The organism is Salana multivorans (genome assembly GCF_003751805.1).
In the GTDB taxonomy this organism is placed as follows: domain Bacteria; phylum Actinomycetota; class Actinomycetes; order Actinomycetales; family Beutenbergiaceae; genus Salana; species Salana multivorans.
In genome coordinates this window covers 2,605,928-2,631,643 of the sequence record NZ_RKHQ01000001.1, presented here as the reverse complement: position 1 = coordinate 2,631,643, position 25,716 = coordinate 2,605,928, and the positions used below count along the sequence as shown (strand labels likewise).

Here is a 25,716-nt window from a genome sequence, read left to right as displayed (position 1 = left end):
AAGGCTCGGCACCCGCCGCCCTGTCATCGGCTCACGAGTCGGCGTCGCCCGTCCTACTCGACGAGCCTGCCCTCGACCGAGGTGTCGATCGCGGCCTCGGCGAGGCCGCGGAAGGAGTCGGGCGCCTGCGCGACGGGCTCGAAGGTGACCCCGCCGTCGGGCGTCCACACGAAGCTGCCGCGCAGCGCGTCGTCCTGGGCCGGGAAGTCGGAGCGGTTGTGGCACCCGCGCGTCTCGCGGCGCTCGATCGCGCACTCGAGCGTCGCCCGCGCGGCGAGCAGCGAGCCGTAGAGGTCGTAGGCGTGAGCCAGGTCGTCGAAGCCCGCGATGTCGGGGTGGACTCCCAGGTCCGCGGCCCGCGCCTCGATCTCGGCCAGCTCGCCCAGGCCGGCACGCAGACCCTCCTCGCTGCGCACGACACCGGCGTGCTCGGTCATGACGTCGCGCAGGGCTCGCTGCAGCTTGCGCGGGGTCTCCGTCCCTCGGCCCGAGAGCAGGTGCCGCATCTCCGCCCGCGCCTGCGCGACCGCCTCGGGCGAGCGAGTCACCTCGGTCAGCCCCGAGACGTACGACGCGGCCTCGGCGCCCGTGATCCGGCCGTAGACGAGCAGCTCGACGAGCGAGTTCCCGCCGAGCCGGTTCGCCCCGTGCAGCCCGCTCGATGCCTCGCCGATCGCGTAGAGCCCATCGACCCCGGTGCCGTGGTCCTCCGGCCGCACCCACACGCCGCCCATCGAGTAGTGCGCGGTGGGCGCGATCTCGATCGGCTGCTCGGTGATGTCCAGCATCTGCAGGTCGATCAGCGTGCGGTAGACCCGCGGAAGCCTGGCGAAGATCGTCTCGCGCGGCAGGTGCGAGACGTCGAGGTAGACGCCGCCCTTCTCGGTGCCGCGCCCCTCGGCGATCTCGGTGTAGCTCGCGAGCGCGACGCGGTCCCGCGTGGACAGCTCCAGACGCTCGGGGTCGTACCGCTCCATGAAGCGCTCGCCGAGCGCGTTGCGCAGGATGCCGCCCTCGCCGCGCGCGGCCTCCGAGACGAGCGTGCCCGCGGCGTCCGCCGGCTCCAGGATGCCGGAGGGGTGGAACTGCACGAGCTCGGCGTCACGGATCCGGCCGCCGACCAGCGCGGCGAGGCGGAACGAGTCGCCCGTGTTCTCGTCGCGACGCGAGGAGGTGGTGCGCCAGATGCGGGTGTGGCCGCCGGCCGCGAGGATCACCGCGTCGGCGTGGATGACGACCGGCGTGCCGTCGACGATGTCGAAGCCGTAGGCGCCGAAGATCCGTCCGTCGGCGGCGAGCAGTCGGGTGATGTAGATCGTGTCGACGATCGGCACCTCGAGCTCGCGGGCGCGTCGCAGCAGCGTGCGCTGGATCTCCAGCCCCGTGTAGTCGCCGGCGTAGCAGGTGCGCCGGTACCGGTGCGCGCCGAAGAAGCGCTGGCTGATCCGGCCGTCGGCCTCGCGGGCGAACGGCATGCCCCAGCGTTCGAGGTCCTCGATGCCGCGCGCGGCGTTCCTCGCGACGACCTCGACGATCGCGGGGTCGGCGAGGAAGTAGGACTCGCGGAGGGTGTCGGCCGCGTGCTGCTGCCAGCTGTCCTGCGGGTCCATGGTGCCGAGCGCGGCGTTGATGCCGCCGGCGGCGAGGGTCGTGTGCGCGTCGTGCCGGCGACGCTTGCCGACGGTGAGCACCTGGACGCCGCGCTCGGCGAGCTCGATCGAGGCCCGCAGCCCCGCGCCCCCGGTCCCGATGACGAGGACGGAGGTCGCCAGCAGGCGTTCGGGGCGGGCGGAGGACGGGGCAGAGGTAGTCACCCGGCCCACGCTAGGTATCCTCGCTCGATTACTCCAATGCATAGTTTGGAGCGTGACGATACGGATACGCTATGGATCATGAATCTCGATCAGCTGCGCGGCTTCGTCGAGGTCGCCGCGACCAGGCACTTCACCCGCGCGGCCGAGCTGCTGCACGTCGCGCAGCCGACGCTGAGCCGGCAGATCTCCACCCTCGAGGCCGAGCTCGGCGTCGAGCTCCTCCACCGGACCCGCGGCAACGTCGCGCTGACGGCCGCCGGCGAGCGCCTGCTCCCCCTCGCCCGCCGGATGCTTGCCGACGCCGAGACGGCGCGCAAGGAGATGGCCGAGCTCGCGGGACTGCGTCGCGGCAGGATCCGCATCGGCGCGACGCCGACGCTGTGCCTCAGTCTCGTCGCCGACGTGCTCGCCGAGTTCCACGGGCGCTACCCCGGGATCGACATCGAGATCCTGGAGCGGGGATCGCACACCCTGGTCGCCTCGCTCATGGAGGGCACGCTCGACCTCGCGCTGATCGTGACGAGCGTCTCCTCGGGCGCGGCCCGCGCCGTGCTCGAGCTCGAGCCGATCCTCAGCGAGGGCCTGGTGGTGGTGTGGGCGGCGACGGCCGACGATCCGTTCGCGGACGCCACTGGTGACGCGAGCGCCACGGGTGACGCGGCGCACGCCGCGGTCGAGCTGCGCGACCTGGCCCGGGTGCCACAGGTGGCCTTCCCCGAGAGCTACGACCTGCGCGTCGCGATGGACGCGGCGTTCCGCGCCGAGGGGCTCGCACCACTCGTCGCCGTCGAGGGAGCCGAGATGGATGCCGCGCTGCGCTTCGCCGAGCGCGGGATCGGCGTGGCGGTGGTGCCGGCGATGGTCGCGGCCCTGCACCCGCGCCTGCGCGCCGCGCCCCTGGCCGACCCGGCGCTCCGGCGGACGGTCAGCATCGCTCGACGCTGCGACATGGTGCCGGCCCCGGCCAACGCCGCGCTGCAGGAGCTGATCCACGGCGTCGCCGACCGGCTCGCGGAGCCCGACGACGGGGGCGCCTCGGTCGTCACGCGCCTCACGGGGTCGCCCGGGCGCGGATGAGCGTCGGCGTGGCGGACGCCCGGCGCGATCTCACGGCCTTGCCCCGTGATCCGGAGATGTTTACGCTGCTCACATTCGACCGAGCGAGGGACGTGATCCGTGCCGACGACAACGCGTGAGGCCTACCACCACGGCGACCTCCGGTCGGCCCTGCTCCGGGCGGCCATGGCGATGCTCGAGGCCGGCGAGCCGTTCTCGCTGCGCGCGGTCGCCCGGCGGGCCGAGGTGTCCCAGACCGCCCCCTACCGGCACTTCGCCGACCGCGAGGCGCTGGAGTCGGCACTGGCGGTCCAGGGCTTCCGCGACCTGCGGCTGCGACTCTCGCTCGACGGCTCCCCCGCCGCGTCCGAGGACGAGCTGGTGGAGTTCGCCGTCGCCTACGTCCTCTTCGCGCTCGAGCGCCCGGCGCTGTTCACGCTGATGTTCGGCCGCGAGTGCGACGACGGCAACGACGAGCGCGTCCTCGCCGCCGCCGAGCTGCGCGAGCTGCTGGCCGGCTCGCTGCGCGGGCTGTTCCCCGACGCCGACCACGATGCGCTCGCGACCGCGCTGTGGTCCGTGACGCACGGGCTCGCGTTCCTCCACCTCGACGGGAAGCTGCCGTCCGGCTCGACGCGGGAGGTCGCCGAGCGGGTGCGCGGCTCGATCGCCGCGCTGCGCACGGTCTTCTCAACCCCCGCAACGGCGTCGTCGACCGACGACGCGGCCGCGCGGACACCGAGCCGCGTCCCGGAGGAGAGCAGCGCATGACCCGCACGACCCGGCGCATCCTGCACGTCGTCACCAACGTCGGCCACTACGACGAGCCCGACCACCCGACCGGGCTGTGGCTGTCGGAGCTCACCCACGCCTGGGAGGTGTTCGCCGAGCACGGGTTCGAGCAGCGGATCGTCAGCCCAGCCGGCGGGCCTGCCCCGCTCGAGCCGCGCTCGCTGAGGTTCCCGAGCTACGACCGGACGGCCAGGGCCTGGCGCGCCGACCCCGAGAGGATGGCCCTGCTCGAGCACACCGCGGGCCCGGACGACGTCGACGCGGCCGACGTCGACGCCATCTACTTCACGGGCGGCCACGCCGTCATGTACGACTTCCCGGACTGCGCTGGCCTTCAGCGGATCACCCGGGAGGTCTTCGAGCGCGGCGGCGTCGTCTCCTCCGTCTGCCACGGCTACTGCGGTCTGCTCAACACCCGGCTGTCGGACGGCTCGCTGCTCATCGCCGGACGCCGGATGACGGGCTTCTCCTGGCGCGAGGAGGAGCTCGCGCGCGTCGACGGGCTCGTCCCCTACAACGCGGAGGAGGCGGCGAAGGAGCGCGGCGCGCTCTACGAGAAGGCGCTGCTCCCGTTCGTCCCGCACGCGGTCGTCGACGGCCGGCTGGTCACGGGGCAGAACCCCGGGTCGGCCAAGGCGACGGCGCGGAAGGTCGCCGAGCTGCTGTAGCCGCGCCGACCGAGAGCCGAGCCGCGCCCCTCAGCGCAGCGGCTGGAGCGCCCGGTGCAGCGCCAGCAGGTCGTCGAGCTGGAGCCCGAGCACCTGCGCCTGCTGCTCGTTCGGCTCGAACACGCCGTCCGTGAGCTGGCGCTGGGGGACGTTGATCTCGACGTTCCCCTTCGTCATCACCATGCCGAGCGCGCCGACGACGGGGCGCAGCGCCGTCTGCGCCCGCGTCCCGCCGGAGTTGCCGCCCCAGTTGACGAAGCCGACCGGCTTGCGGTTCCACTCCTCGTGCAGGTAGTCGAGCGCGTTCTTGATCGCGGGGCCGAAGCTGTAGTTGTACTCCGGGAAGGCGAACAGGAACGCGTCGGCGGCGTCGACGCGCTCGCTCCACTCGATCGTGTGCCGCTTCGTGTACTGCCGCAGTCGCGGGTGGTTCGGCTCGTCCATCAGCGGGAGCGCGATCTCGGCGAGGTCGGCGAAGTCGACCTCGAAGCGGCCGTCGGCCTGCGCCGCGCGCCGCACCCACTCGGCGATCGGCAGACCGATCCGGCCCTCGCGGACGCTGCCGACCACGATCATCAGCTTGGGCACGTGCTCCTCCAGTTCGTGATGGATCCGCCTCCGACCCGACGGGCCGCGGACGTGGCCGCCGCCGCGAGCGGCAGCCGGCCGGCCGCGTGCGGGCCGGCGTCGATCCTAGCCGCGGTGCCGCCGCCCGCGACCGGCCACCTCGGGCCGATCAGGCCGCCCGACGGAGTGCCTCCCGCGGTGCGGCCCGCCGCGCGAGGTACCGACCGAGCAGCCCGTGCCGCGGCGCGAGCAGCCAGACGAGGAGGAACACCGCCGTCGCGGTCAGCACGATGGTGCCGCCCGTCGGCAGGTCGACGGACCAGGACAGGTAGAGCCCGACGACGGCGCAGACCGCGCCGATGGCCGGCGCCAGCGCCATCATGACGCCGAGGCGGTCGGTGAGCAGCCGCGCCGTCGCCGCCGGCGTCACCAGCAGCGCGAGCACCAGGATGTTCCCGATCGTCTGGACGGAGACGACGACGGCGACCGTGACCATGACGTAGAGCACGAGGTCGAGGCCGAACACGGGCAGCCCCGTCGCCCGGGCCATCTCGCGGTCGAGGCTGACGGCGACGAGCTGGGAGTGCAGGAGGAAGCAGAGCAGGAGCAGCACGGCGCCCGCGATCGCCACGACGTAGAGGTCGGAGTCCGGGATGCCCGTGATCGAGCCGAACAGGAAGCTCTGCAGCGATCCCGAGTAGCCGGGCGAGCGGGAGATCACGACGATGCCGAGCGCGAACGCCGCGGCGAAGAAGATCCCGATGACGGAGTCCTCCTTGAGCCGCCGGTTCTGCGAGAACACCGCGACCAGGATCGCCGTGACGACGCCCGCGACCATGCCGCCCAGCACGAGCGAGCCCTGCAGGACGAACGCGACCGCGAGACCGGGGAAGACGGCGTGGGCCACCGCGTCCCCGATGAAGGCCATCCCGCGCAGCACGACGTGGCAGCCGATGACGCCGCAGATCACGCTCGACATCACGGCGATGAGCAGCGCCTTCGGTAGGAAGGACAGCATCGGGTTGGCCAGGTCCTGGAGGAACTCACCGAACGTCAGCACCGGTCACCCCGATCGTGGTCAGCAGCGGGGACCCGGGCCGGAAGCCGAAGGCGTCGATCCAGATCCGGGGGTCGGTGAGGTCCTCGGGCCGACCGGCGGCGACGACGCTCCGGTTGACGAGGTAGAGGCGGTCGCAGCTCACGAGCGCTCCGGCGAGGTCGTGGGTGGTCATGAGGAGGGCCCGACCCTCGCCCGCCAGCGAGGTGAACAGGTCCATGAGCAGCTCCTGGGTCGGGATGTCCAGCCCCGTGAACGGCTCGTCGAGCAGGAGGAGCCGCGGCCGCAGGGCCAGCGCCCGCGCGACGAGGACGCGCTGACGCTGACCGCCCGAGAGCTGGCCGACCGGCCGCGCGCGCAGGTGGTGCATCTGGACGCGCTCCAGGGCGTCGCGGGCCGCGCGGAAGTCCTCGACGCCGGGGCGACGACCCCAGCCGATGACGCCGACCCGCCCGGAGAGCACCACGTCCTCGACGCTGATCGGGAAGTCCCACGCGAACTCGTGCCGCTGCGGGACGTAGCCGACGCTGCGGCGCCCGAGGTTCGGGGTCCGGCCGGACACGCGGATCGTGCCCGAGCGCACCCGGACGAGCCCGAGGGTCGAGCGCAGCAGGGTCGTCTTGCCTGCGCCGTTGGGGCCGATGAGGCCGACCAGCTCGCCGCCCGAGACCTCGAGCGTGACCTCACGCAGGACCTCGCGCCCGCCGAGCTCGACGGCCAGGTCCTCGACGCGCAGCTCCGGCTCACTCACGCGGGTCCCCGTCCGGCTCGACGTCACCCTCGACCTGACGCCGCGCCCCGCGGGCGCGCGCCGCGCTCGCCGCGACGGCCGCGCCGACGAGCACGACGGCACCGCCCGCGATGACCGCGGCCGTCGGCACACCGGAGGCACCGTCGGACCTCCCATCGGACACGTCCTCGGCGGAGGGCGCCGACGCGGAGGACGCCGATGCCGGGTCGTCCGTTCCGGACCCGGTGGCGTCGCCCGCGTCCGTCGACCCCGAGGCCCCCGACGCGCCGTCGGTCGGCCGGCCGGGCGACCCCGACCCGGCCTCGTCCGCCCCGGGGAGACCGGCCCCGAAGGCGTCCTCGGGGTCCGTCGCGTCGCTGACCGCGATCCGCAGCGTCTCCCGGTCGCTCGCCACCGTCCCGTCGGCCAGGTCGGCCAGCACCTCGACGTCCAGGAGGTAGACGCCGGGCTCGGTGAAGACCCAGTTGCCGTGGACGTGCGTGTTGGTCAGCGCCCAGATGTCCTGCGGCCCGTCGACGCCCGAGTCCCACAGGAGCTGGGCCGGGTCGAAGTTGCCGCTCTGCAGGAACAGCGTGAACTGGCCGGGCCCCTCGACGTCGAGCAGGCGCAGCGTCATGCCGCCGCCCATCACCTCGACCGCCGACGGGTGCTGGCTGTTCCAGCCGGCCCAGACCACCGCGGTGTTCTGCGTCTGCGGGATCACCCAGACGTCGCTGCCCGGGGCGGCGTCGATGAAGTCGAACTGGACGTCGTCGGGCGCGGGCAGGATCGAGGAGTCGGGCAGCTGGAGGACGACGTCGTCGAGCGAGCGCCACACGGGCGGGGCGAGCGTGTCGTCGCGCAGCTGCAACGTCCACCGGCCGTCGATCATCCGGGGGCCGAGGTCGACGTGGCCGCTGCTGATGACCACCCGTCCCTCCCCCGTCGCCTCGTCGGGCGCGACGGTCTGGACGAGCGGGTCGGCCGGCGCGGCGCTCGCCGGGGCGGTGAGCAGGGCGGCCGGGACCGCGAGCAGGGCGACGGACGCGATGAGCAGCGCGGCGGGCGCGCCGATGGAGCGAGTGGCGGGGGGCACGGTTCTCCTAGGAAAGGCAGTCGTGGAGCGAGTCCGCGTTGAAACGCATCATCGCCGTGTAGGTCGTGATCTCGTCGTCGAAGGCGTCGCCGTAGATCCGGCAGACGCGCACGCCCAGCTCGCCGGCGATCTCGGTCAGCGTGCTGGACCTGGCGATCAGGTTGGGCTCGAGGAAGACGGCGGGGACGTGGAGGTTCTGGATCGTCTCGACCAGCCGCCGCCGCTCCTGGATGCTCGGCTCGGTCGACGGGTTCGGGGTGACGAACCCCGCGATGTCGATGCCGTAGGCCGACCCGAGGTACCCGAAGGCGTCGTGGGTGGTCACGAGGTGGCGCCGGGAGGGCGGGATGTCGTCGATCCTCGCCTGGACGTAGGCGTCGAGGTCGGCCAGCTCCAGCAGGTACGCGGCCGCGTTGCTCCGGTAGTGGTCGGCGCCCTCGGGGTCGATCCCGATGACGGTGTCCCGGATGATCTCGACGTAGGCCTGCGCGTTGCCGACGTCCTGCCACAGGTGCGGGTCGATCTCGCCGTGGACGTGCGCGCCGAGGACCGCCTGCGGGAGCTGGTAGACCTGCTCGCCCGGCGGACCGAGGAAGCGGTACTGGCTGCCGGCGGGGAGCTCGTGCAGCGCCTTCGTCGGCACCTCGACGACGACCTCGTCGGCCGGCAGGACCCGCTGGGTCGCGTCGCCCCCGCCGTGCGGGTCGGAGTAGAGGTAGATCTCGCCCTCGTCCAGGTCGACCGTGACGTCGGCGTGCCCGGAGCCGAGGACCGTGACGTCCTCGCCCAGCTCCGCGTACGGGTCGACGCCGACCGCGAAGGTCACCGTCGCCGCCGGAGCCAGCGCGACGGGGTCCCGGCCCTCCAGCAGCAGGTCGGCCTCCAGCGTCAGCCGGTAGACGCCGGGCTCGGTGAAGGCCCAGCTCATGTGGGTGTGCGCGTCCGGCGGCAGCGAGGTCGCGTCCGTGTCGCCGATGCCGTCGGAGCTGTCGATGTAGAACGACGGCGTCCCGAAGGTCTCGGTGAGGTAGGCGACGAGCTCGCCCGGGCCCTCGACGGCGGTCGCTCGCAGCCGGACCTGCGAGGTCCGGTCGGCGCCGCGGTCCTCGCCGGTGCCCCTGACCCGCATGCCGAGCCAGATGGTGTCGAGCGAGACGTTCTCCACCAGCGGGATGATCTCGGCGGCGTACTTGACCGCCTCCTCGGCGAGGGAGACGTTGGGGACGTCGGGCTGGACGTTGGCGTCCAGCGTCCGGATGATCGCCCGGCCCTCGAGGAGCAGGTAGTTGGAGAACGCGGCGTCGGCGTAGACCACGTCGCGGACGTCGCGCAGCGACGGCTCGTAGCTGTGCGGGTCGGCGCCGGGCGGCACCAGCGAGTGGACGTCCATCCGGTCGCCGACGACGTGCTGGGCCAGGTCGGCGAGGATCCCGGTCGTCGTCACGATGCTCGGGCGCTCGCCGCCGTCGTCGGTCCGGGGGCTCGCGCACCCGGCGATCGAGACGGCGGCGAACGTCGCCACCGCGGCGGCGACCCCCCGCCGCACGCGCCCGGATGGCGCAGTGGAACGTGCTGTCATGAGAAGCCTCCCGCCGCGGGGGCCGCGCGTGCGCGACCCCCGCGACCGTTGAGCTAGGCCGCCGGCCCGCGTCCGAGCGACGCGCGCCGCCGGCGAGCGAGGAGCTGGAGACCGAGCCCGGTGACCACGGCGAGCACCCCGATGACGGCGAGCGCGCCGGGATCACCGTCGACGCCGGTCGTGGGCAGCGTGCACGGCTGGCCGGAGGCCGTCCGGCCCTGGGTGCCCGACGCCGCCGCCGGCGTCGCGCCGGTCCCGGTCGCCGCACCGGGGGCGGCGGCCGCCGCTGGGTCGGCCTGACCCACGGCGAAGCGCAGCGTCGCCGTGTCCGACTGCCCGTCGGCCGACATGGTGAAGGTCACGGCGTAGACCCCGGGCTCGGTGAAGACCCAGTTCCCGTGCTGGTGGGTGTTGGCCGGGATGGTGTAGCTGGTCGGCCCACCGACCGTGTCCACGACCCGCTGGCCCACGAGCTGGCCGAAGTTGCCGTTGAGGAAGATGGCGAGCTCACCGGGTCCCTCGACCTTGTCCAGCCGCATCGTGACGCCGTTCGAGCCCGGCCCGTTGACGATCGTCTCGTGCTGGGTGTTCCACCCGAGCCACGGAACCCCCGCCTCCTGGATCTGCTGGATCATGTAGACGTCCTTCCCGGCGGGCGCGACGAACTGCAGCTCGGCCGGGATGTCCGCGGCCTTGCGCAGCGCCGCCGTCCCCAGGTCGAACACCACGGTGTCGGGGTCGCGCCACACGGGCGGCGCGGTCCGGTCGTCCTTCACCTGGATCTGGAACGCGCCGTCCTGGACGACCGGGCCGAAGTCGAAGTGGCCCTCCGTCCCGACCACGACCGAGCCCGTGGCCGACGGCGTGGTGCCCGTGGTGCCGGTCGTCGCCGCGGTCGCGGGGACCGGGAGGCAGATCTCCTTGCCCGTCGTGCCGGAGCCACCGCCGCCCGTGCCGCCGCTGCCGGACGGGCTCGGGTCGGGGTCGGTCGTCGGCGGGTCGGTCGTCGGCGGGTCGGTCGGCGACGGGTCGGTCGGCGACGGGTCCTCGTCGCGGGCCGGCAGGACGGTGAGCTCGGTCCAGCCCACGAGCTCGTTGTCCGCGTCCACCACCGAGACCCGGTGCTCGCCCGGCTCCGCGGAGCGCGGGACCGTGACGAGGAACCGGCCGTCGGAGTCCGCCGTCGTCCACCCGTCGGTCAGCGCCAGCGGGTCCGAGTGCAGGAAGGCCGCCACCGTCGCGCCGCCACCGTCGGAGCCGAGCGACACCGTCGCCTGCTCGCCGGCCCGGACACGGGACGGGTCGATCGTGACGTCGCCGCGCGTCGCCTCGGTCAGCTCGTCCTCGGCCGGAGCCTGCGGGTCGACGGCCGGCGGGGCCGTGCAGTCGCGGTAGTCGTCGGGCAGGTCGGCGTCCCCGACCGTGAACAGGTAGGTCCCGGTGTTGGTCGTGTGGCTCACCCCGCCCGCCCTGTGCGCCGTGGCGGTCACCGTGAGGTAGTAGGCCCCCGGCTCGGTGAACGCCCAGCTCGCGTGCACGTGGGCCAGCGCGCTCTGGTGGATCGTGCCGGGCAGCTGGTAGCCGCCGCCGTCCAGCAGCGAGGTGGCGCCGCCGAAGCCGCCGCTCGACCACAGGTACACCTGGCCGGGCCCCTCGATCGCCGAGACGTCGATGTCAACCGTCTCCCAGCCGCCCGGGGCCAGCTCGAGGCTGTCCCAGCCGGGCCAGAGGAGATCGGGGTCCTGCGTCAGCGGCAGGTAGTAGGCGGTGGCGCCGTGCAGCTGCTCCGGGACGCCGGCGACGGCGGGCAGCGTCGTGCGCGCCGACTCCTTGACGACGAGGTTGACGTCCTCGGGGGCGTGCTGGACGTGCTGCCCGGTCACGTCCTCCTTGAGCGTCAGCGTCGGGACGCCGTCGGTGCCGCCGAGCCGGACGTTGAACGCGTCGACGTGGCCGTGGTCGAGGTCCAGCGCCCAGCACTGTCCCGGCGGGGTCCGGGTGACCACGACGGTGACGGGCTCGGAGGTCAGGGTCGCGTCGCCGACGGTGACGACGACGCGGAGCCGCTGGCCGTCCGTCGCCGCTCCGGAGTAGGTCGCCCCGGTCCGACCCGGGACGTCGACCCAGGCGGAGGAGCCGACCAGCTCGGTCCACTCCTGCCAGGCGTAGCGCGCGTCCTCGGCGGGACGGTCGGTCGTCGCGGTGAGGCGCACCGTGTCGCCCGGTGCGTAGGAGGACTCCAGGCCCGTGATCGAGACGGTGGTGGGCTGCTCGGGCGCGCTCGGGGCGACGGACACGACGACCGGGGGCGACGTGAGGCTCCACCCGGCGCCGCTCGCCGTCACCCGGATGCGCTGACCGTCAACGGCCGGCACCGCGAGCGACGGACCGGTCCGGTCCGCGACGCCCCGCCAGGCGACGCCGTCGGCCGAGGTCTCCCACGCGTACGTCGCCCCCTCGGCAGCCATGTCGAGCGTCGCGGTGAGCTCGACGGTCTCATCGGCCGCGTAAGAGGTCTTCAGGCCCGCGATCGACACGGACGTCGGGATCGGAGCCGCGACCGTGACGGTGACCGGGTCGGAGACGACGGTCTGGCCGTAGCCGGTGTAGGTGGCGCGAACCTGCTGGTCGGCGACGGCGGGGAGGGTGAGGACGGAACCGGCCGCACCGGCGACGACCTCCCACGTCGCGCCGTCGACCGAGGTCTCCCAGGCGAAGACGCCGCCGTCCACCAGGACGTCGGGCTTGGCCTCGATGACGACGTCCTCGCCGGGCGCGTAGGAGTCGGCCAGGCCGGTGAGCGTCAGCGTCGTCGGCAGGTCGACCAGCTCGACGACCACCGGCTCGGAGGTGACGGTGCGCTCCCCGGAGACGTGGGAGACGCGGACCAGCTCGCCGTCCACCGCCGGCAGCTCGACCGAGGCCGAGGCGCCGTCCTGGAGCGTCGTCCAGGTGGCGCCGTCGCTCGACGTCTCCCACCGGTAGGTCGCCCCGGGCACCTGCGCGTCCGTGACGGCGGTGAGCTCGACCGGCGCGCCGGGCAGGTACGGGTTGCTCAGCCCCTGGATGGTGACGCTGCCGGCCGCCAGCTCGGTCGTCGTCACCGGCTCGGACACCACCGTCGCACCGCGCGCGGTGACCACGGAGCGCAGCTGCTGCCCGTCCTGCACCATGGCGGCGTAGGCCTCGGCGCTCTGGCCGGGGACCTCGGCCCAGGTCACCCCGTCGAACGACGCCTCCCAGCGGTAGGTCGCGTTCTTCAGGGGGACGTCGGGCCGGGCGACGAGCTGCACGGTGGCGCCGGGGAGGTAGGGGTTCGCCAGGCCCTCGACCGTGACGGCGGTCGGCGGTGCCTGGGTGCCGACCGTGAAGAGGTAGGTCGCCTCGTTCGTCGTCGCCGAGGCGCCCGTCGAGGTGGCGGACACCACCGCGTGGGCCGTCACGAGGTACTCGCCGGGCTGGGTGAAGGCCCAGTTGGCGTGGACGTGGGCCAGCGCGCTCTGGTGGATCGTGCCGGGCAGCTGGTAGCCGCCGCCGGTGAGCAGGGGCTGCTTACCGCCGAACGAGCCCTGCGACCACAGGAAGACGTCGCCCGGACCGTCGATGTCCGTGACGTGGATGTCGACGTCGTTCCACGGCGAGCCGAGGGGGAGGCTGTCCCAGCCGGGCCAGAGGAGGTTGGGGTCCTGGGTGAGCGGCAGGTAGTAGGCCGACGTGCCGAGCAGCTCCTCCGGGAAGTACGCCGCGTAGGAGGCGTCGCCCGGGAACTGCGTGAGAGCCGCGTCCTTGACGACGAGGTTGACCTCCTCGGGCGGGTGGGTGACGTGGCTTCCCGTCACGTCCTCCTTGAGGTTGAGGACGGGCTGGCCGTTCTCGAGGGCCAGGTTGAAGGCGTCGACGTGTCCATGGTCGAGGGTGAGCGGACGCTCGTCGGCGAGGGCGGGGACGGCCGTCAGGACCGCCGAGCCCAGCAGGCTCACGATGCCGGCGAGCGCCACGACGGGTCCGAACCGTCGCCGCGCCCCCCGGCGTTCGAGGGGTGAGTTCGTCACGGGTGATCTCTACTTTCCAGCGCCGACGGCGCAGCAGGGTTCGGCCGAGCGTCGACGACGCGCGGGCCGGAGGTGGGTCAGGCGGGTGTGGTCGACGTCCGTCAGCCGACGGACGGGACCCGGCCGACTCCTCGGGTCGGTCTCACGCCCACCTTAACCATAACGAGAACCATTCTCAATTCGTGCGTCGCGATGGTCGGGCGGAGAACGCGGGACGACGGTCCGGAGGGAGGCCGGGGGCGCGTCGGACAGGGCGCGTCGGGTCGGCCGGACCGCGCGGGTCGCTGGGCGCACGTCGCGAGCGGACGCGGGCGGGCCGTCCGGCCGACCCGGGTCCGGCCCCCGGCCGAGCGCTCCTGCGCGGGAGGACGCGTCAGTCCGTGCGGCCGGCATCCCCGCGGTAGGCGCTCGGCGGGAGACCGAGGACGCTGCGGAAGTCGTGGCTGAGGTGGGCCTGGTCGGCGTACCCGAGCTCGGCGGCCACGTCGGCGATCGTCACCCCCGGCTCGTCCCGCAGGCGCTGGGCCGCCTCCTGGAGCCGGTAGCGGCGGATGACCGCGAGCGGCGGCAGTCCGACGTAGCGCTCGGCGAGCCGCTGCACCGCGCGGACGGAGACCCCGAGCCCGGCCGCCGCCTGCTCGACCTGCGTGACCGAGCGGTCGGCGGCGACCAGGTCCTCGAGCCGGTTGGCGAGGAGCGCCCGCGCGCCGGGCGGCTCGACGTGGTCGGCGAGCCAGCCGGCGAACGCCGCGACGGCCGCCCGCCGCCGCGCAGCGCCGGCGCCGGCGTCCTCGTCCTCGTCCGATCGACCGCCCGCCATGACGGCCGCGACCGCCGCGCGCAGCTCGGGGGCCGCGACGGCGACCTCGGCGTCCCGGACGGCGCGCGGACCGTCCGGGCACAGCGACGCCACCGCCGCCGGGCGCAGCAGGGCGCCGACCGCCCACCCCGCGCCCGTGAGGTCCCGGTGCGAGACCCGCGTCGTCGGCCCGGCCAGCGTGACCCCGTCGGGCTCGACGACGAGGTTCGAGGCGGGGAACGGCAGGACGCTCTGCCGCGAGGTCCGCCCGGGGGCGAGGCGCCACTCGGGGATCCAGAACCACCGCACGAGGTCGCCGAGCCCCGGCGGCGCCGGCACCCGGTGGAAGGTCGGCAGCCGCGTCGGGTAGAGGATGCCGCGCGGGTCGTGCGGCTGGACCGGATCGACCACGCGGTACCTCCTCGCTCGCTGGCCGCCTCGACGGCTCCGTCGCGAATCTACAAGCCACCCCGGCTCCCCCGGTCCTAGCGTCGGGGCATGAGCGAGACGACCAGCCCCGAGCCCAGCACCCCGACCAGCGGCGTGACCGGCGAGCACACGACCGACGGGATCCCGCACGGCCTCACCAGCCTGACCCCGTTCATCTCCGTCGTCGACGCCGCCGGCGCGATCGCGTTCTACCGCGACGTGTTCGGCGCCCGGGTCGTCGACGTCACCGAGATGGGCGGCGTCGTGGCCCACGCCGACCTCGACCTCGGCTCCGGCCACCTCCAGCTCGGCGAGCCGAACCCCGCCTTCGGCCTCGTCCCGCCGCCGGACGGCGACGACGACTGCTACTCGATCGGCCTCTACTGCCCCGACGTCGACGCCGTCGTCGAGCGCGCGGTCGCCGCGGGCGCGACGGTCCGCGAGCCCGCGGGCACGTTCGTCTCGGGCGACCGGTTCGCCTCGATCCGCGACCCGTTCGGCGTGCGGTGGTCGATCATGACCCGCGTCGAGGACCTCTCCGAGACCGAGAGCGCGGCGCGCGTCGCGGCCTGGGCCGCCGAGCAGAGCGCCGCCGCGACGGACGCCGCCGACACCGAGCGGGACGCGGACGCCTAGGTCGCGGCTCCCCCACCGTCCGCAGCCTCCCACCGCCGACCGAGCCACCGTCGTCCGCCTGACCAGCGGACGGCGGTGGCTCGCTCCGTGCCGGACTGGTACAACTCGACCCCATGAGCCTCGAGACCGGCGTCAACGTCGGCGTCGCCGTCATCCTCCTCGACCTCGCGATCCGGATCACCGCGCTCGTGCTCATCCCCCGCAACCGGACGCCGTCGGCCGCGATGGCCTGGCTGCTGACGATCTTCCTCGTCCCCGTCGTCGGGGGCATCCTGTTCCTCGTCATCGGCAACGAGAAGCTGCCGCGCAGGCGGCGCGAGCGGCAGGTCGCGATCAACCGGGTGATCCGCGAGAACGTCCCCGAGGGTCTGGGCGTCGATCCCGGCACCTGGCCGCGGTGGTTCCGCGGCCTCACCGAGCAGAACCAGGCGCTCGGGGCGATGCCCGTGTCCGGCGGGAACCACGCGGAGCTGATCGACGACTACCAGGCCTCCATCGACCGCGCGGCGCACGACATCGACGCGGCCGAGCGGTTCGTGCACGTCGAGTACTTCGTCGTCGGGTTCGACCGGACCACCCGCGGCTTCTTCGCCGCGATGGAGCGGGCCGTGCAGCGCGGCGTCCCCGTCCGCCTCCTCATGGACCACATCCCCTCGCGCAGCCAGTCGGTCCACCGCGCGACCATCGCCGAGCTGGACCGGATCGGCGTCGACTGGCGCTACATGCTGCCCGTCCAACCGCTCAAGCGCCGCTACCAGCGGCCCGACCTGCGCAACCACCGCAAGCTTGTCGTCGTCGACGGCCGGGTCGCGCACACCGGCTCGCAGAACCTCGTCGACCGCGCCTACAACAAGCGGTCGAACGAGCGCCGCGGGCTGCAGTGGCAGGAGCTCACGACCCGCGTCACCGGCCCGGTCGTCGCGGCGGTCAACGCCGTGTTCCTCTCCGACTGGTACGCCGAGACGGGCGAGGGACTCGACGCCGACCGGCACGTCCCGGCGGCCGAGCTCCTCGACGAGGCGCCGGGGGCCGACGCGCTCGTCTGCCAGATCATCCCGAGCGGGCCGTCCTACGAGCACGAGAACAACCTGCGGCTGTTCCTCGGGCTCGTCGCGTCGGCGCAGGAGCGGGTCATCATCACGAGCCCGTACTTCGTGCCGGACGAGGCGATGATGCTCGCCATCACCTCCGCGCGGCTGCGCGGGCTCGACGTCGAGCTGTTCGTGTCCGAGGTGGGCGACCAGGGGCCGGTCTGGCACGCGCAGCGCTCCTACTACGACGCCCTGCTGCGCGCCGGCGTGCGGATCTTCCTCTACCCGAGCCCGTACATCCTGCACGCGAAACACCTGTCGATCGACGACGACGTGGCCGTCATCGGCTCGAGCAACCTCGACATCCGCTCGTTCGTCCTCAACTTCGAGATCACGATGCTCGTGCGCGGCGCGTCCTTCGTCGCGGGCATGCGCGAGGTCGAGGCGAGCTACCGGGAGCTCTCGCGCGAGCTGACCCTCGAGGAGTGGCGGCGCGAGCCACGGTCGCGGACGTTCCTCGACGGCGTCTTCCGTCTCACCTCGTCGCTGCAGTAGCCGCGCGGCTAGAACATGACGAGCGTGCCCGCCAGCGTCGAGATGCCGAGCACGACGAACCCGATCACCACCGTCCGCGCGATGGAGACCCACGCGCTCGTGTGCTCGCTGCGCGACCCGATGAACCCCGAGATGACGAGCGAGAGCGCGACGGCCGCGACCGTCACCTCCCCGCGCGCCCAGCCCGGCGTCACGAGCAGGACGAGCAGCGGTCCGAGGCTGCCGAGGAGGAACGCGAGCGCGCTCCGACCGGCGAACACCCACGGCCAGCGCGCCGGGGCCACGTCGTCGAGGTCGAACTCGGCGTCGAGCTGGGCCGCGAGCGCGTCGCGGTCGGTCAGCTCCCGTGCCACCCGCCGCGCGGTCGGGCCGCTGAGCCCCTTGCGCTCGTAGAGCGTCACCAGCTCCTCGAACTCCTCCTCGGGCGAGAGCTCCAGCAGCGCCCGCTCCGACTCGACGATCGCGAGCTGGCTGTTGCGCTCGGCCGTCGCCTCGCTCAGCGCGGTGCCGGCCGTCGTGAGCATGCCGACGGCCATGAGGGCGACGACACCGACCATGGCCTCGACCCCGGTCGCGCCGGCGGACGCGAGGCCCTGGACGATCGCGGCGGAGGAGATGATCCCGTCGTTGGCGACGGAGGTGAGCTCGCGACGCCGCGCATCGGCGTCGACGTCCCACTCACCCGTGACACGAGCCGCCGGGGCTCGCAGGATCCACCACACAGGGGCCAGGCTAGGGGTAACGAAGGAGGTCCCGCATGCCGACCGTGATCCCACCCGGTGACTCCCCGCCGCCACCCGAGAACGAGGCGGAGCGCACCAACCGCAACTTCGACGAGCTGCTCCAGGAGCTGCGCGTCATGCAGACCGGTGTGCAGCTCCTCACCGGGTTCCTGCTCACGCTGCCGTTCCAGGCGAGGTTCGCCGACCTCGACGCCTACCAGCGCGTGCTCTACCTCGTGCTCGTGGCGCTCGCCGTGCTCACGACCGGCATCCTCATCGCGCCGGTGAGCATCCACCGCGCGCTGTTCCGCCGCGGCTACAAGCGACCGCTCGTCCTCGTGAGCGACCGGCTGGCCCGGCTCGCGCTGGTGCTCCTCGCCCTCGTCGTCACGGGAACGGCGATGCTCGCGTTCGACGTCGTCGTCTCCCGCGCCGCCGGCATCGCGATCGGCGTCGTGGCCGCCGCCGCCCTGCTCGGGCTCTGGCTCGTCGTGCCGTGGAGCATCGCGCACCGCATCCACCTGCGTCACCGCCCGGACGACCCCGAGCCGTCGGCCCAGCACCCCGGCGACGCGGCTGGCAGGATTGGCCCGTGAGCGACGTCCGCACCGATGACCTGGGCCCCTGGCTCTCCCCCGAGAACCTCGACTTCGTGCGCCGCAAGGTGCCGATGGTCTACGTCGACGTCGTGCCCGTGCGGCTCGACGCCGACGGCCGGCTCGAACGCGTCGGGCTGCTGCTGCGCAGCCCGCGCGAGGGCGGTCTGTGGCGCACCGTCATCTCCGGCCGCGTGCTCCTGCACGAGTCGATCCGGCACGCCATCACGCGCCACGTCGAGAAGGACCTCGGCCCGATGTCGCTGCCGCGCGTCCCCGGCTCGCCGGTCCCGTTCACGGTGACGGAGTACTTCCCGACGGTGGTCCCCGGCGCCCACCACGACCCGCGGCAGCACGCGGTGTCGCTCGCGTACGTGGTCCCGGTCGACGGCGACGTCGCGCCCCAGGCCGACGCCCTCCAGCTCGCCTGGCTCACCCCGGCCGAGGCGATGGACCCCGTCGTGCAGAGCGAGTGCGTGTCGGGACACGGGCAGCTCGTCGTCGCGGCGATCGCGCACCTCGGGGCGCTCCCCTAGGGCCTCTCCCCTCCCGGTCCCCGACCCGGCGGAAGGCCGGCTCCTCCCTGCGGGGGACCCGGCGGCGCGACATCCCACCCCGCCGGGGGATCCGCTCGACCTCGCGCGCTGGTGTCATGGAGACACCGGACAGCGAAGGGACGGGCACGATGACGACGACGGCGACCCCCGAGACGACGGACCGCACGACCGACGGGACGCTCGCGAGCCTCACGGCGGCCCGCCTCCTGGTCGCGAGCATCGACTCCAGGGGGCGCACCCTCGTCGTCCACCAGCAGCTGCGTCCGGCCCTCGTCGCCGCCACGATGATCGACGCCGAGCGGGCCGGCCTCCTCGTCACCGCCTTCGACGGTCGCCACACCGTCCTGCGCCGCACGCCGGAGACCGCGTCGGACGGGCTGCTCGCGGCCGTCGTCGACGGCTGCGACGGCCGCACGGTCCAGTCCGCGGTCAACCGGCTCGCGCTGTCGACCTGGTCCGGCGGGGCGGTCGACCTGCGCCGACCCCTCCTCGAGCTGCTCGCCGCCGACGGCGTGCTGCGCCGCGAGCCCCGGGGCGGCCTCGCCCGCGAGCGCTGGTTCCCGGACCCGGAGGTCCAGCGCCTCGTCGTCGCGCCCGTCCTCACCGCGCTGTGCGGGGACGTGGTCGACGAGACCGTCGATCCCGGCACGGCGGCGCTCGTGGCGGCGGCCGCCGTCTCGACGCAGCTCGTCCACCGCATCGTCCGGACGCACGCGCCGGCGACCTGCTCGACCAGCCCGCGCGTCGTGCGCCGGCGCGCGGCGCGGGTCCTCGAGGCCGAGCCGCTCGCGCTGGCGACGCACCGCGCGCTCGCCGCGATGATGGGCGCCGCCGCCGCCTGACCCCGTGCGGGGAGCTGCTGCGCCCCGCACCGGGTCCTAGGAGACCGGTCAGGCGAGGTCGAGGGTCGGCCAGGCCGCGCCGTCCGGCCCGAGGTCGGCGCGCATCCGACGGTCGTGCGTCGCGACGACGACGGCGGCCGGGGTGCCGGTCAGCCACTCGGTCAGCGCGTCCATGAGGTCGACCGCGAGGTGGTTCGTCGGCTCGTCGAGCACGAGCACGTGCGGCGCGAGCATGAGCGCGAGCGCCAGGTCGAGCCGGCGACGCTGACCGGTCGAGAGCTCGCCGACGGGGCGGTCGAGCTGGTCGGGAGCGACGAGCCCGGTCGCCGTCAGCGGGACCAGCCGGTCGGGGTCGACGACACCCGCCTCGACGGCGGCGAGGATCCGCCGGGTCGCCAGCTCCTCCCCCGTGAGTCCCTCGGCCGGCCCGAAGTCCGGCTCCTGGGCGAGCACGCCGACCCGCACGCCCGGCGACCCGGCCTCCGCGAGCAGCCGCAGGAGCGTCGACTTGCCGCTGCCGTTCGGGCCGACGACGAGCAGGCGCCCGCCCGGACCGAGCTCCACCCCCAGGTCGGGCCGGTCCAGCCGTCCCGGCACGACCGCCCCGCGCAGCGCGAGCAGCGGCGCTGCGACGACGGTGGCGTCGGCGGCGTCGTCGACGGGCCGGTCGTCCGCCGGGCCGACGACGGACGGCAGGACGGGGAGCAGGAGCTCCGGCGGGGGTGGCGGCACCGCGACGGCCGCCGCCTCCAGCGCGGCGTGCGCGCGGTCGGCGGCCTTGACGTGCTGCCGGGCGCGCGTGCCGCGCCGGTGCTTCTGCGAGCCCTTCGGCGGACGCCACTCGTCCGACAGGTGCTCGTAGGCGTAGTCGCGCTGCTCCCACAGCTCGCGCAGCCGCTCCTGCTCGCGGCGGTAGCGGCTGCGCCACCGCGCGAGGGCCGCGTCCTTCGCGTGCCGGTAGTCGGCGTAGGAGAAGACCCGCGGACCCTCGCCGGACCGGCGCCGGCGTGCGCCGTAGACGGCGACCCGGCCGTCGACCGTCGGGTCGAGGTCGAGCACTGCTGTCGCCACGTCGTCGAGGAGCGCGCGGTCGTGGGTCACGACGACGACGCCACCCGGCCACGCCCGCAGCCGGGCCGTGAGGTAGGCGACCGCCGAGGAGTCGAGGTGGTTCGTCGGCTCGTCGAGGAGCAGCAGCTCCGTCCCCTCGGCGAGCCGGCAGGCGAGACGGACCCGGTAGCGCTCGCCGACGCTGAGGTGCGCCAGCGGCCGGTCGGCCTCGCGCGGTGCGCCCAGCCGGGTCAGCGCCTCCTCGAGCAGGCGGTCGGCGTCCCACGCGGCGAGGGCCTCGTACCGCTCGAGCGCCTCCGCCAGCCGGCGCGTGTCGGTCCCGTCCGCGGCGGCGAGGACGCGCTCCAGCTCGGCCGTCGCCTCGCGGACGCGGGCGAGCGAGGCCGCGGCGAGGTCCCCGACCGTCTCGTCGGGCGCGTGGCTGAGCTCCTGCTCGACGAGCGCGAGGCCGCCGCGCCGCGTCACCGTGCCGGCCGTCGGGTCGAGCGTTCCCGCGAGCAGCCCGAGCAGCGTCGACTTGCCGGAGCCGTTCTCGCCGACGACGCCGAGCCGGTCGCCCGCACGGACCCGGAGCCCGACGTCGGCGAGCACCGGCGGTGCCTGCGGCGGCGCGCCGGGGTAGGAGAAGGCCACGTCGCGCGCGGCGAGCAGACCGGCCATCGCTGCCTCCCTCGCCGTCAGGCGCTCAGGACGCGGGCGATCTCGGGCGCGAGCGCGCGGAACGCCTCGCCGCGGTGGCTGATCGCGTTCTTCTCCTCGGCCGGCAGCTCCGCCGTCGAGCGCGTCTCGCCCTCCGGCAGCAGGATCGGGTCGTAGCCGAAGCCGCCGTCGCCGCGCGGGGTCCGCAGGAGCGTGCCGCGCAGGTGGCCCTCGCGCACGACCTCCTCCCCCGCCGGCGTCACGAGCGCCGCGGCGCAGACGAAGCCGGCGGCCCGGTGCTCGTCCCGGACGTCGCCGAGCTGGGCCAGCAGCAGCTCGAGGTTGGCCCGGTCGTCGCCGTGCCGCCCGCTCCACCGGGCCGAGAAGATCCCGGGAGCGCCGCCGAGCACGTCGACGGCCAGCCCGGAGTCGTCGGCGATCGCGACCAGGCCCGTCGCCGCCGCGAGGGCGCGCGCCTTGAGCAGCGCGTTCTCGGCGAACGTGACCCCGTCCTCGACGGTGTCCGGCACCTCCGGGAAGGCGTCGGCGCCGACGACGGCCGCCGGGTCGAGCCACGGCAGCGCGCCGTCGGGTCCCGTGAGGATCGCCCGCAGCTCCGCCACCTTGTGCGCGTTCCGGGTGGCCAGGACCAGTCGCGGCGCGACGGCGGCGTCCTCCGGTGTCATGCGCGGAACCCCGCGACCGGCGCGGCGAGCGCCTCGGCCTGGAGCCGCGTCAGCTCGGCCGTCCCGGCGAGGGCGAGGTCGAGCAGGGCGTCGAGCTCGGCGCGGTCGAACGGGGCGCCCTCGGCCGTGCCCTGGACCTCGACGAACGAGCCGGAGCCGGTCACGACGACGTTCATGTCCGTCTCGGCCCGCACGTCCTCGACATAGGGCAGGTCGAGGCACGGCACGCCGTCGATGATCCCGACGCTCACGGCCGCGACCGAGTCGGTCAGGACGCGTCCCGGCCGCACGTGCCCCTCGCGCTGGCCCCACGCGATGGCGTCGGCGAGCGCGACGTAGGCGCCGGTGATCGCGGCGGTGCGGGTGCCGCCGTCGGCCTGGAGCACGTCGCAGTCGAGCACGATCGTGTTCTCACCGAGGGCCGAGACGTCGATGATCGCGCGCAGCGAGCGGCCGATCAGCCGGGAGATCTCGTGCGTGCGGCCGCCGATCTTGCCGCGGACGGACTCCCGGTCGCTGCGCGTGCTCGTCGAGCGCGGCAGCATGGCGTACTCGGCGGTGACCCAGCCCTCGCCACTCCCCTTGCGCCAGCGCGGGACGCCGGCGGTGAACGACGCCGCGCACAGGACGCGGGTCCCGCCGAACTCCACGAGGACGCTGCCCTCGGCGGCGTCGAGCCAGCCGCGGGTGATCCGGATCGGGCGGAGCTGGTCGGGGGTGCGGCCGTCGGCGCGCGCGGGCGCGCCGGAGGACGGGGAGGGGGTCGAGGTCATGCCTCAAGGCTACGGGCACCCCGGCCCCGGCCCGTTGCGCGTCCACCGGCCCGCGCGCCGGGCCCGTCCCCGCCGCGCGCCCGTCCCGTCCCGGCGGTGCCCCGGGCGCCCCCGGGTGCGGGAACGGCCCCCGTCCCGGTGACCGTCGGGTCACCGGGACGGGGGCCGTTCCCGGCGATGCGTCCGGGTCAGCCGGTGTTCTGCAGGCCGGCGGCGATCCCGTTGACGGACAGCAGCATGAGCTGGCGCGCCTGCGCGAGCTCGTCGTCGCTCACGCCAGCGCGCAGCCGGCGCAGCGCGCGCAGCTGGATGAGCGAGAGCGCGTCGACGTACGGGGAGCGGAGCTGGACGGCGCGGCCGAGGACCTTGGAGCTCTCCAGCGGCCGGCTGTGGCCGGTCGCGGCGAGCACCCACTCGCGCGTGAGGGCGAGCTCGTCGAGCACGAGCCGGGCCAGGTCGTCGCGGTCGCCGAGCGCGAGGTAGCGACGCGCGATCCGCTCGTCGGTCTTCGCCAGCGACATCTCGACGTTGTCGAGCATGGTCGAGAACAGCGGCCACTCGCGGTAGGCGTCGCGCAGCGTCTCGAGATCGCCGACGGCGGCGAGCGCCGAGCCGAGGCCGAACCAGCCCGCGAGGTTGATCCGCGCCTGCGTCCAGGAGAACACCCACGGGATGGCGCGCAGGTCCTCGAGCGAGTCGACCGACAGGCCCCGCTTGGCCGGGCGGGAGCCGAGCGCGAGCAGCCCGACCTCCTCCAGCGGGGTCACCTGGGCGAACCACTGGGGGAAGCCGTCGGAGCGCACGAGCTCGTAGAACCGGCCGCGGGAGACGCGGTCCATGACCTCGGCGACGCCGGCGAACCGCTCGGCCGCCTCGGAGTTGCGCCGCTCGATCGACGGTGCGGACGACATGAGCGTCGCGGCGCCGACCTGGTCGATGTGCCGGGAGGCGATGTCCGGGTTGCCGTACCGGGCGAAGATGACCTCGCCCTGCTCGGTCAGCTTGAACCGGCCGTCGACCGAGTGCGGCGGCTGGCCGAGCACGGCGCGGTTGGCCGGGCCGCCGCCGCGCCCGAGGGCGCCGCCGCGGCCGTGGAAGAGCGTCAGCTCGATGTCGTTGTCCTTCGCCCAGCTCGCGATGCGGGCCTGGGCGTCGTAGAGCGCGAGGATCGCCGAGACCGGGCCGACGTCCTTGGAGGAGTCGGAGTAGCCGAGCATGACCTCGACCTTGCGGCCGGTGGCCGCGAGCCGCTCCTGGACGTGGGCGTCCCCGAGCATCGCGTCGAGGATGTCGACGGAGTTGCCGAGGTCGTCGAACGTCTCGAACAGCGGGATGGCGTCGATGACGGGGGGCTGGCTCCCGTTCGACGCGAGCTCGGCGAGCCGGTAGACGGCGGCCAGGTCCTCGGGACGCTGCGTGAACGAGACGATGTAGCGGCGCGCGGCGTAGGGGCCGAACCGGCGCTGGATGCGCCCGACGATCCGGAACGTCTCGAGCACCTCGCGGGAGCGGTCGGACAGGTCGCCGTCCAGCCCCTTCTCCTCGATCTCGGCGAGCGTCTCGGCGTGGACCTGCGAGTGCTGGCGCACCTCCAACTCGGCCAGGTGGAACCCGAACGACTCGGCCTGCCAGATCAGGTGCTGGAGCTGGCCGTAGGCGCTGCGGCTGTCGCCGGCGGCCGCGAGCGAGGCCTGGACGGTCCGCAGGTCGTCGAGGAACTCCTCCGGCGAGGAGTAGGCCAGGTCGGCGTCGCGCGTGCGGGTCGCCTCGAGGCGTCCGGCGAGGAACAGCATGACCTGGCGGTGCGGCTCGCTCGGCGAGCGCTTCTCCACCTCGGCCGACAGGTCCTCGGACAGGTCGCGGTGGCGCTCGCGCAGGTCCAGCAGGGCGCGCGACGGGGGCGTGGTCGCGGCGTCGAGCGTGAGCTCGCGGCCGATCCGCGTCGCGTGCTTGGACAGGCCGAGCAGGACGTGCTCGGCGGCGATGATCGACGCCTCCCGGGTGATCTTCGCCGTGACGTTGGGGTTGCCGTCCCGGTCGCCGCCGATCCACGTCCCGAACCGGACGAACGCCGGGGCGATCGGCGGGACGGTGCCGGACCGGCCCGGCTGGAGCGCCATGTCGAGCGCGCGGTAGACGAGCGGGATCTGCTCGAACAGGGTCCGGTCGAACACGCTCATCGCCGTGCGGACCTCGTCCAGCGGCGTCGGGCGGTCCTGGCGGACCGGGGCGGTGCGCCACAGCACGTCGATCTCGGCGAGGAGCTGGCGGCGGATCTCGCGCAGCTCCGCCTCGTTCGCGCGCGGGTCGTCCTGCTCCGTGAGCAGGCGCGAGATGCGGGTGATGGCACCGGAGACGGCGCGGCGGCGCGCCTCGGTCGGGTGCGCGGTGAGAACCGGGCGGAACTCGAGCGCGGCCAGCCGACGCATCGCCTCCTCGGCCCCCACCTCGGCGCGCAGCTGGGAGACCGCGCCCGGCAGCGTGTCGACCGCGGGCAGGATGCCCTCCGGGCTGGAGAAGTCGCGCGCCCGGAGCATGCGGACGCGGTGGTGCTCCTCGGCGAGGTTGGCCAGGTGGAAGTACGCCGTGAACGCGCGCGCCACCTCGGCGGCGCGCTCGAACGTGAACGATTCGACGAGCTCCTCGGCTCGCGCGAGCGACGCCTCGTCGCCCTGGTAGGCCTCGATGGTGAGGGCCCGCAGCCGCTCGACGTCCTCGAGGAGGCTCTCGCCGCCCGACTCCGTGAGCACGATGCCCAGGAGCTGCCCGAGCTGGCGGACGTCGGAGCGGAGCTCCTCTGGCATGGCCGGAGCTGCGCTGGCGCGCGTCTCGTCGCTCATCTGTCACCTTCCTGCCGGGGCACCTTGCCCAGGGCAGGCTAGCCGCCCCGCGTCACCACGGCGTTTCCCGGATCACCATCCGACCATCATCCGGACGTGAATCTCACCACTCGGACCCTACTCCCCTCC

General features: G+C 74.2%; 21 protein-coding genes. 8 read left to right on the top strand and 13 right to left on the bottom strand.

Annotated features, from left to right (window positions below; all coding sequences use genetic code 11):
• Nucleotides 1–53 precede the first annotated feature (53 nt).
• Complete coding sequence (locus tag EDD28_RS11250; protein WP_245968008.1) at nt 54–1,814, bottom strand: FAD-binding protein; 1,761 nt, start codon at nt 1,812–1,814, stop codon at nt 54–56.
• 78 nt (nt 1,815–1,892) lie between these two features.
• Between EDD28_RS11250 and EDD28_RS11245 the strand changes: the two genes are divergently transcribed.
• From EDD28_RS11245 to EDD28_RS11235, 3 genes are all read left to right on the top strand, one after another.
• Nucleotides 1,893–2,891, top strand: a complete 999-nt coding sequence (locus EDD28_RS11245) for a LysR family transcriptional regulator (RefSeq protein ID WP_123739681.1) — start codon at nt 1,893–1,895, stop codon at nt 2,889–2,891.
• A gap of 99 nt (nt 2,892–2,990) precedes the next feature.
• Nucleotides 2,991–3,641, top strand: a complete 651-nt coding sequence (locus tag EDD28_RS11240) for a TetR/AcrR family transcriptional regulator (RefSeq protein ID WP_123739680.1) — start codon at nt 2,991–2,993, stop codon at nt 3,639–3,641.
• Nucleotides 3,638–4,330 carry a type 1 glutamine amidotransferase domain-containing protein gene (locus EDD28_RS11235; protein ID WP_123739679.1) on the top strand — a complete coding sequence of 231 codons (693 nt, stop codon included), beginning with the start codon at nt 3,638–3,640 and terminating at the stop codon, nt 4,328–4,330. The genes EDD28_RS11240 and EDD28_RS11235 overlap by 4 nt, the downstream gene beginning before the upstream one ends.
• Before the next feature lie 30 nt (nt 4,331–4,360).
• On the opposite strand, the gene EDD28_RS11230 is transcribed toward EDD28_RS11235, so the two are convergent.
• The 7 genes from EDD28_RS11230 to EDD28_RS11200 form a co-directional block, all read right to left on the bottom strand.
• The gene (locus EDD28_RS11230; protein ID WP_123739678.1) at nt 4,361–4,918 is read right to left on the bottom strand and encodes an NADPH-dependent FMN reductase; all 558 of its coding nucleotides are present in this window, start codon (nt 4,916–4,918) and stop codon (nt 4,361–4,363) included.
• 148 nt (nt 4,919–5,066) lie between these two features.
• Nucleotides 5,067–5,957: an anchored repeat-type ABC transporter permease subunit gene (locus tag EDD28_RS11225; RefSeq protein WP_211339170.1), complete on the bottom strand. Its 891-nt coding sequence runs from the start codon at nt 5,955–5,957 to the stop codon at nt 5,067–5,069.
• Entirely contained in the window at nt 5,941–6,705 is a 765-nt protein-coding gene (locus tag EDD28_RS11220; RefSeq protein WP_245968007.1) for an anchored repeat-type ABC transporter ATP-binding subunit, read from the bottom strand. The genes EDD28_RS11225 and EDD28_RS11220 overlap by 17 nt, the downstream gene beginning before the upstream one ends.
• The gene (locus EDD28_RS17955) at nt 6,698–7,780 is read right to left on the bottom strand and encodes a choice-of-anchor M domain-containing protein (RefSeq protein ID WP_123739677.1); all 1,083 of its coding nucleotides are present in this window, start codon (nt 7,778–7,780) and stop codon (nt 6,698–6,700) included. The genes EDD28_RS11220 and EDD28_RS17955 overlap by 8 nt, the downstream gene beginning before the upstream one ends.
• 7 nt (nt 7,781–7,787) lie before the next feature.
• On the bottom strand, nt 7,788–9,359 hold the full coding sequence (locus EDD28_RS11210) for an anchored repeat ABC transporter, substrate-binding protein (RefSeq protein ID WP_123739676.1): 1,572 nt from the start codon (nt 9,357–9,359) through the stop codon (nt 7,788–7,790).
• 53 nt (nt 9,360–9,412) lie between these two features.
• Complete coding sequence (locus tag EDD28_RS11205; RefSeq protein ID WP_123739675.1) at nt 9,413–13,411, bottom strand: TIGR03773 family transporter-associated surface protein; 3,999 nt, start codon at nt 13,409–13,411, stop codon at nt 9,413–9,415.
• 373 nt (nt 13,412–13,784) lie between these two features.
• Nucleotides 13,785–14,621, bottom strand: coding sequence for an AraC family transcriptional regulator (locus EDD28_RS11200; RefSeq protein WP_123739674.1), 837 nt, complete (start codon nt 14,619–14,621; stop codon nt 13,785–13,787).
• Between the two features lie 87 nt (nt 14,622–14,708).
• Here EDD28_RS11200 and EDD28_RS11195 point away from each other — a divergent pair, with 87 nt between their 5' ends.
• Together EDD28_RS11195 and cls are read left to right on the top strand one after the other, a co-directional pair.
• The gene (locus tag EDD28_RS11195; RefSeq protein WP_123739673.1) at nt 14,709–15,275 is read left to right on the top strand and encodes a VOC family protein; all 567 of its coding nucleotides are present in this window, start codon (nt 14,709–14,711) and stop codon (nt 15,273–15,275) included.
• Nucleotides 15,276–15,388: 113 nt separating this feature from the next.
• The gene (gene cls / locus EDD28_RS11190; protein WP_123739672.1) at nt 15,389–16,861 is read left to right on the top strand and encodes a cardiolipin synthase; all 1,473 of its coding nucleotides are present in this window, start codon (nt 15,389–15,391) and stop codon (nt 16,859–16,861) included.
• Nucleotides 16,862–16,869: 8 nt separating this feature from the next.
• Here cls and EDD28_RS11185 read toward each other — a convergent pair whose 3' ends face one another.
• Nucleotides 16,870–17,583, bottom strand: coding sequence for a VIT1/CCC1 transporter family protein (locus EDD28_RS11185; protein ID WP_170169442.1), 714 nt, complete (start codon nt 17,581–17,583; stop codon nt 16,870–16,872).
• Between the two features lie 35 nt (nt 17,584–17,618).
• Here EDD28_RS11185 and EDD28_RS11180 point away from each other — a divergent pair, with 35 nt between their 5' ends.
• The 3 genes from EDD28_RS11180 (at nt 17,619) to EDD28_RS11170 (ending at nt 19,578) form a co-directional block, all read left to right on the top strand.
• Nucleotides 17,619–18,179 (top strand): DUF6328 family protein, encoded by a 561-nt coding sequence (locus EDD28_RS11180; RefSeq protein WP_123739671.1) that lies wholly within the window; start codon nt 17,619–17,621, stop codon nt 18,177–18,179.
• Nucleotides 18,176–18,715: a DUF4916 domain-containing protein gene (locus EDD28_RS11175; RefSeq protein WP_123739670.1), complete on the top strand. Its 540-nt coding sequence runs from the start codon at nt 18,176–18,178 to the stop codon at nt 18,713–18,715. The genes EDD28_RS11180 and EDD28_RS11175 overlap by 4 nt, the downstream gene beginning before the upstream one ends.
• 149 nt (nt 18,716–18,864) lie before the next feature.
• On the top strand, nt 18,865–19,578 hold the full coding sequence (locus tag EDD28_RS11170) for a GPP34 family phosphoprotein (protein ID WP_123739669.1): 714 nt from the start codon (nt 18,865–18,867) through the stop codon (nt 19,576–19,578).
• 48 nt (nt 19,579–19,626) lie between these two features.
• Here the strand turns inward: EDD28_RS11170 and EDD28_RS11165 are convergent, their stop codons facing one another.
• The 4 genes from EDD28_RS11165 to EDD28_RS11150 all read right to left on the bottom strand — a co-directional run bounded on the left by EDD28_RS11165 (nt 19,627) and on the right by EDD28_RS11150 (nt 25,587).
• Complete coding sequence (locus EDD28_RS11165) at nt 19,627–21,309, bottom strand: ATP-binding cassette domain-containing protein (RefSeq protein ID WP_123739668.1); 1,683 nt, start codon at nt 21,307–21,309, stop codon at nt 19,627–19,629.
• 17 nt (nt 21,310–21,326) lie between these two features.
• On the bottom strand, nt 21,327–21,974 hold the full coding sequence (gene rdgB / locus EDD28_RS11160) for an RdgB/HAM1 family non-canonical purine NTP pyrophosphatase (RefSeq protein WP_123739667.1): 648 nt from the start codon (nt 21,972–21,974) through the stop codon (nt 21,327–21,329).
• Nucleotides 21,971–22,747, bottom strand: coding sequence for a ribonuclease PH (rph, locus tag EDD28_RS11155; protein WP_123739666.1), 777 nt, complete (start codon nt 22,745–22,747; stop codon nt 21,971–21,973). Before rph ends, rdgB begins: the two co-directional genes overlap by 4 nt.
• A 188-nt stretch (nt 22,748–22,935) precedes the next feature.
• Nucleotides 22,936–25,587 carry a phosphoenolpyruvate carboxylase gene (locus tag EDD28_RS11150; protein ID WP_245968006.1) on the bottom strand — a complete coding sequence of 884 codons (2,652 nt, stop codon included), beginning with the start codon at nt 25,585–25,587 and terminating at the stop codon, nt 22,936–22,938.
• Nucleotides 25,588–25,716: the final 129 nt, after the last annotated feature.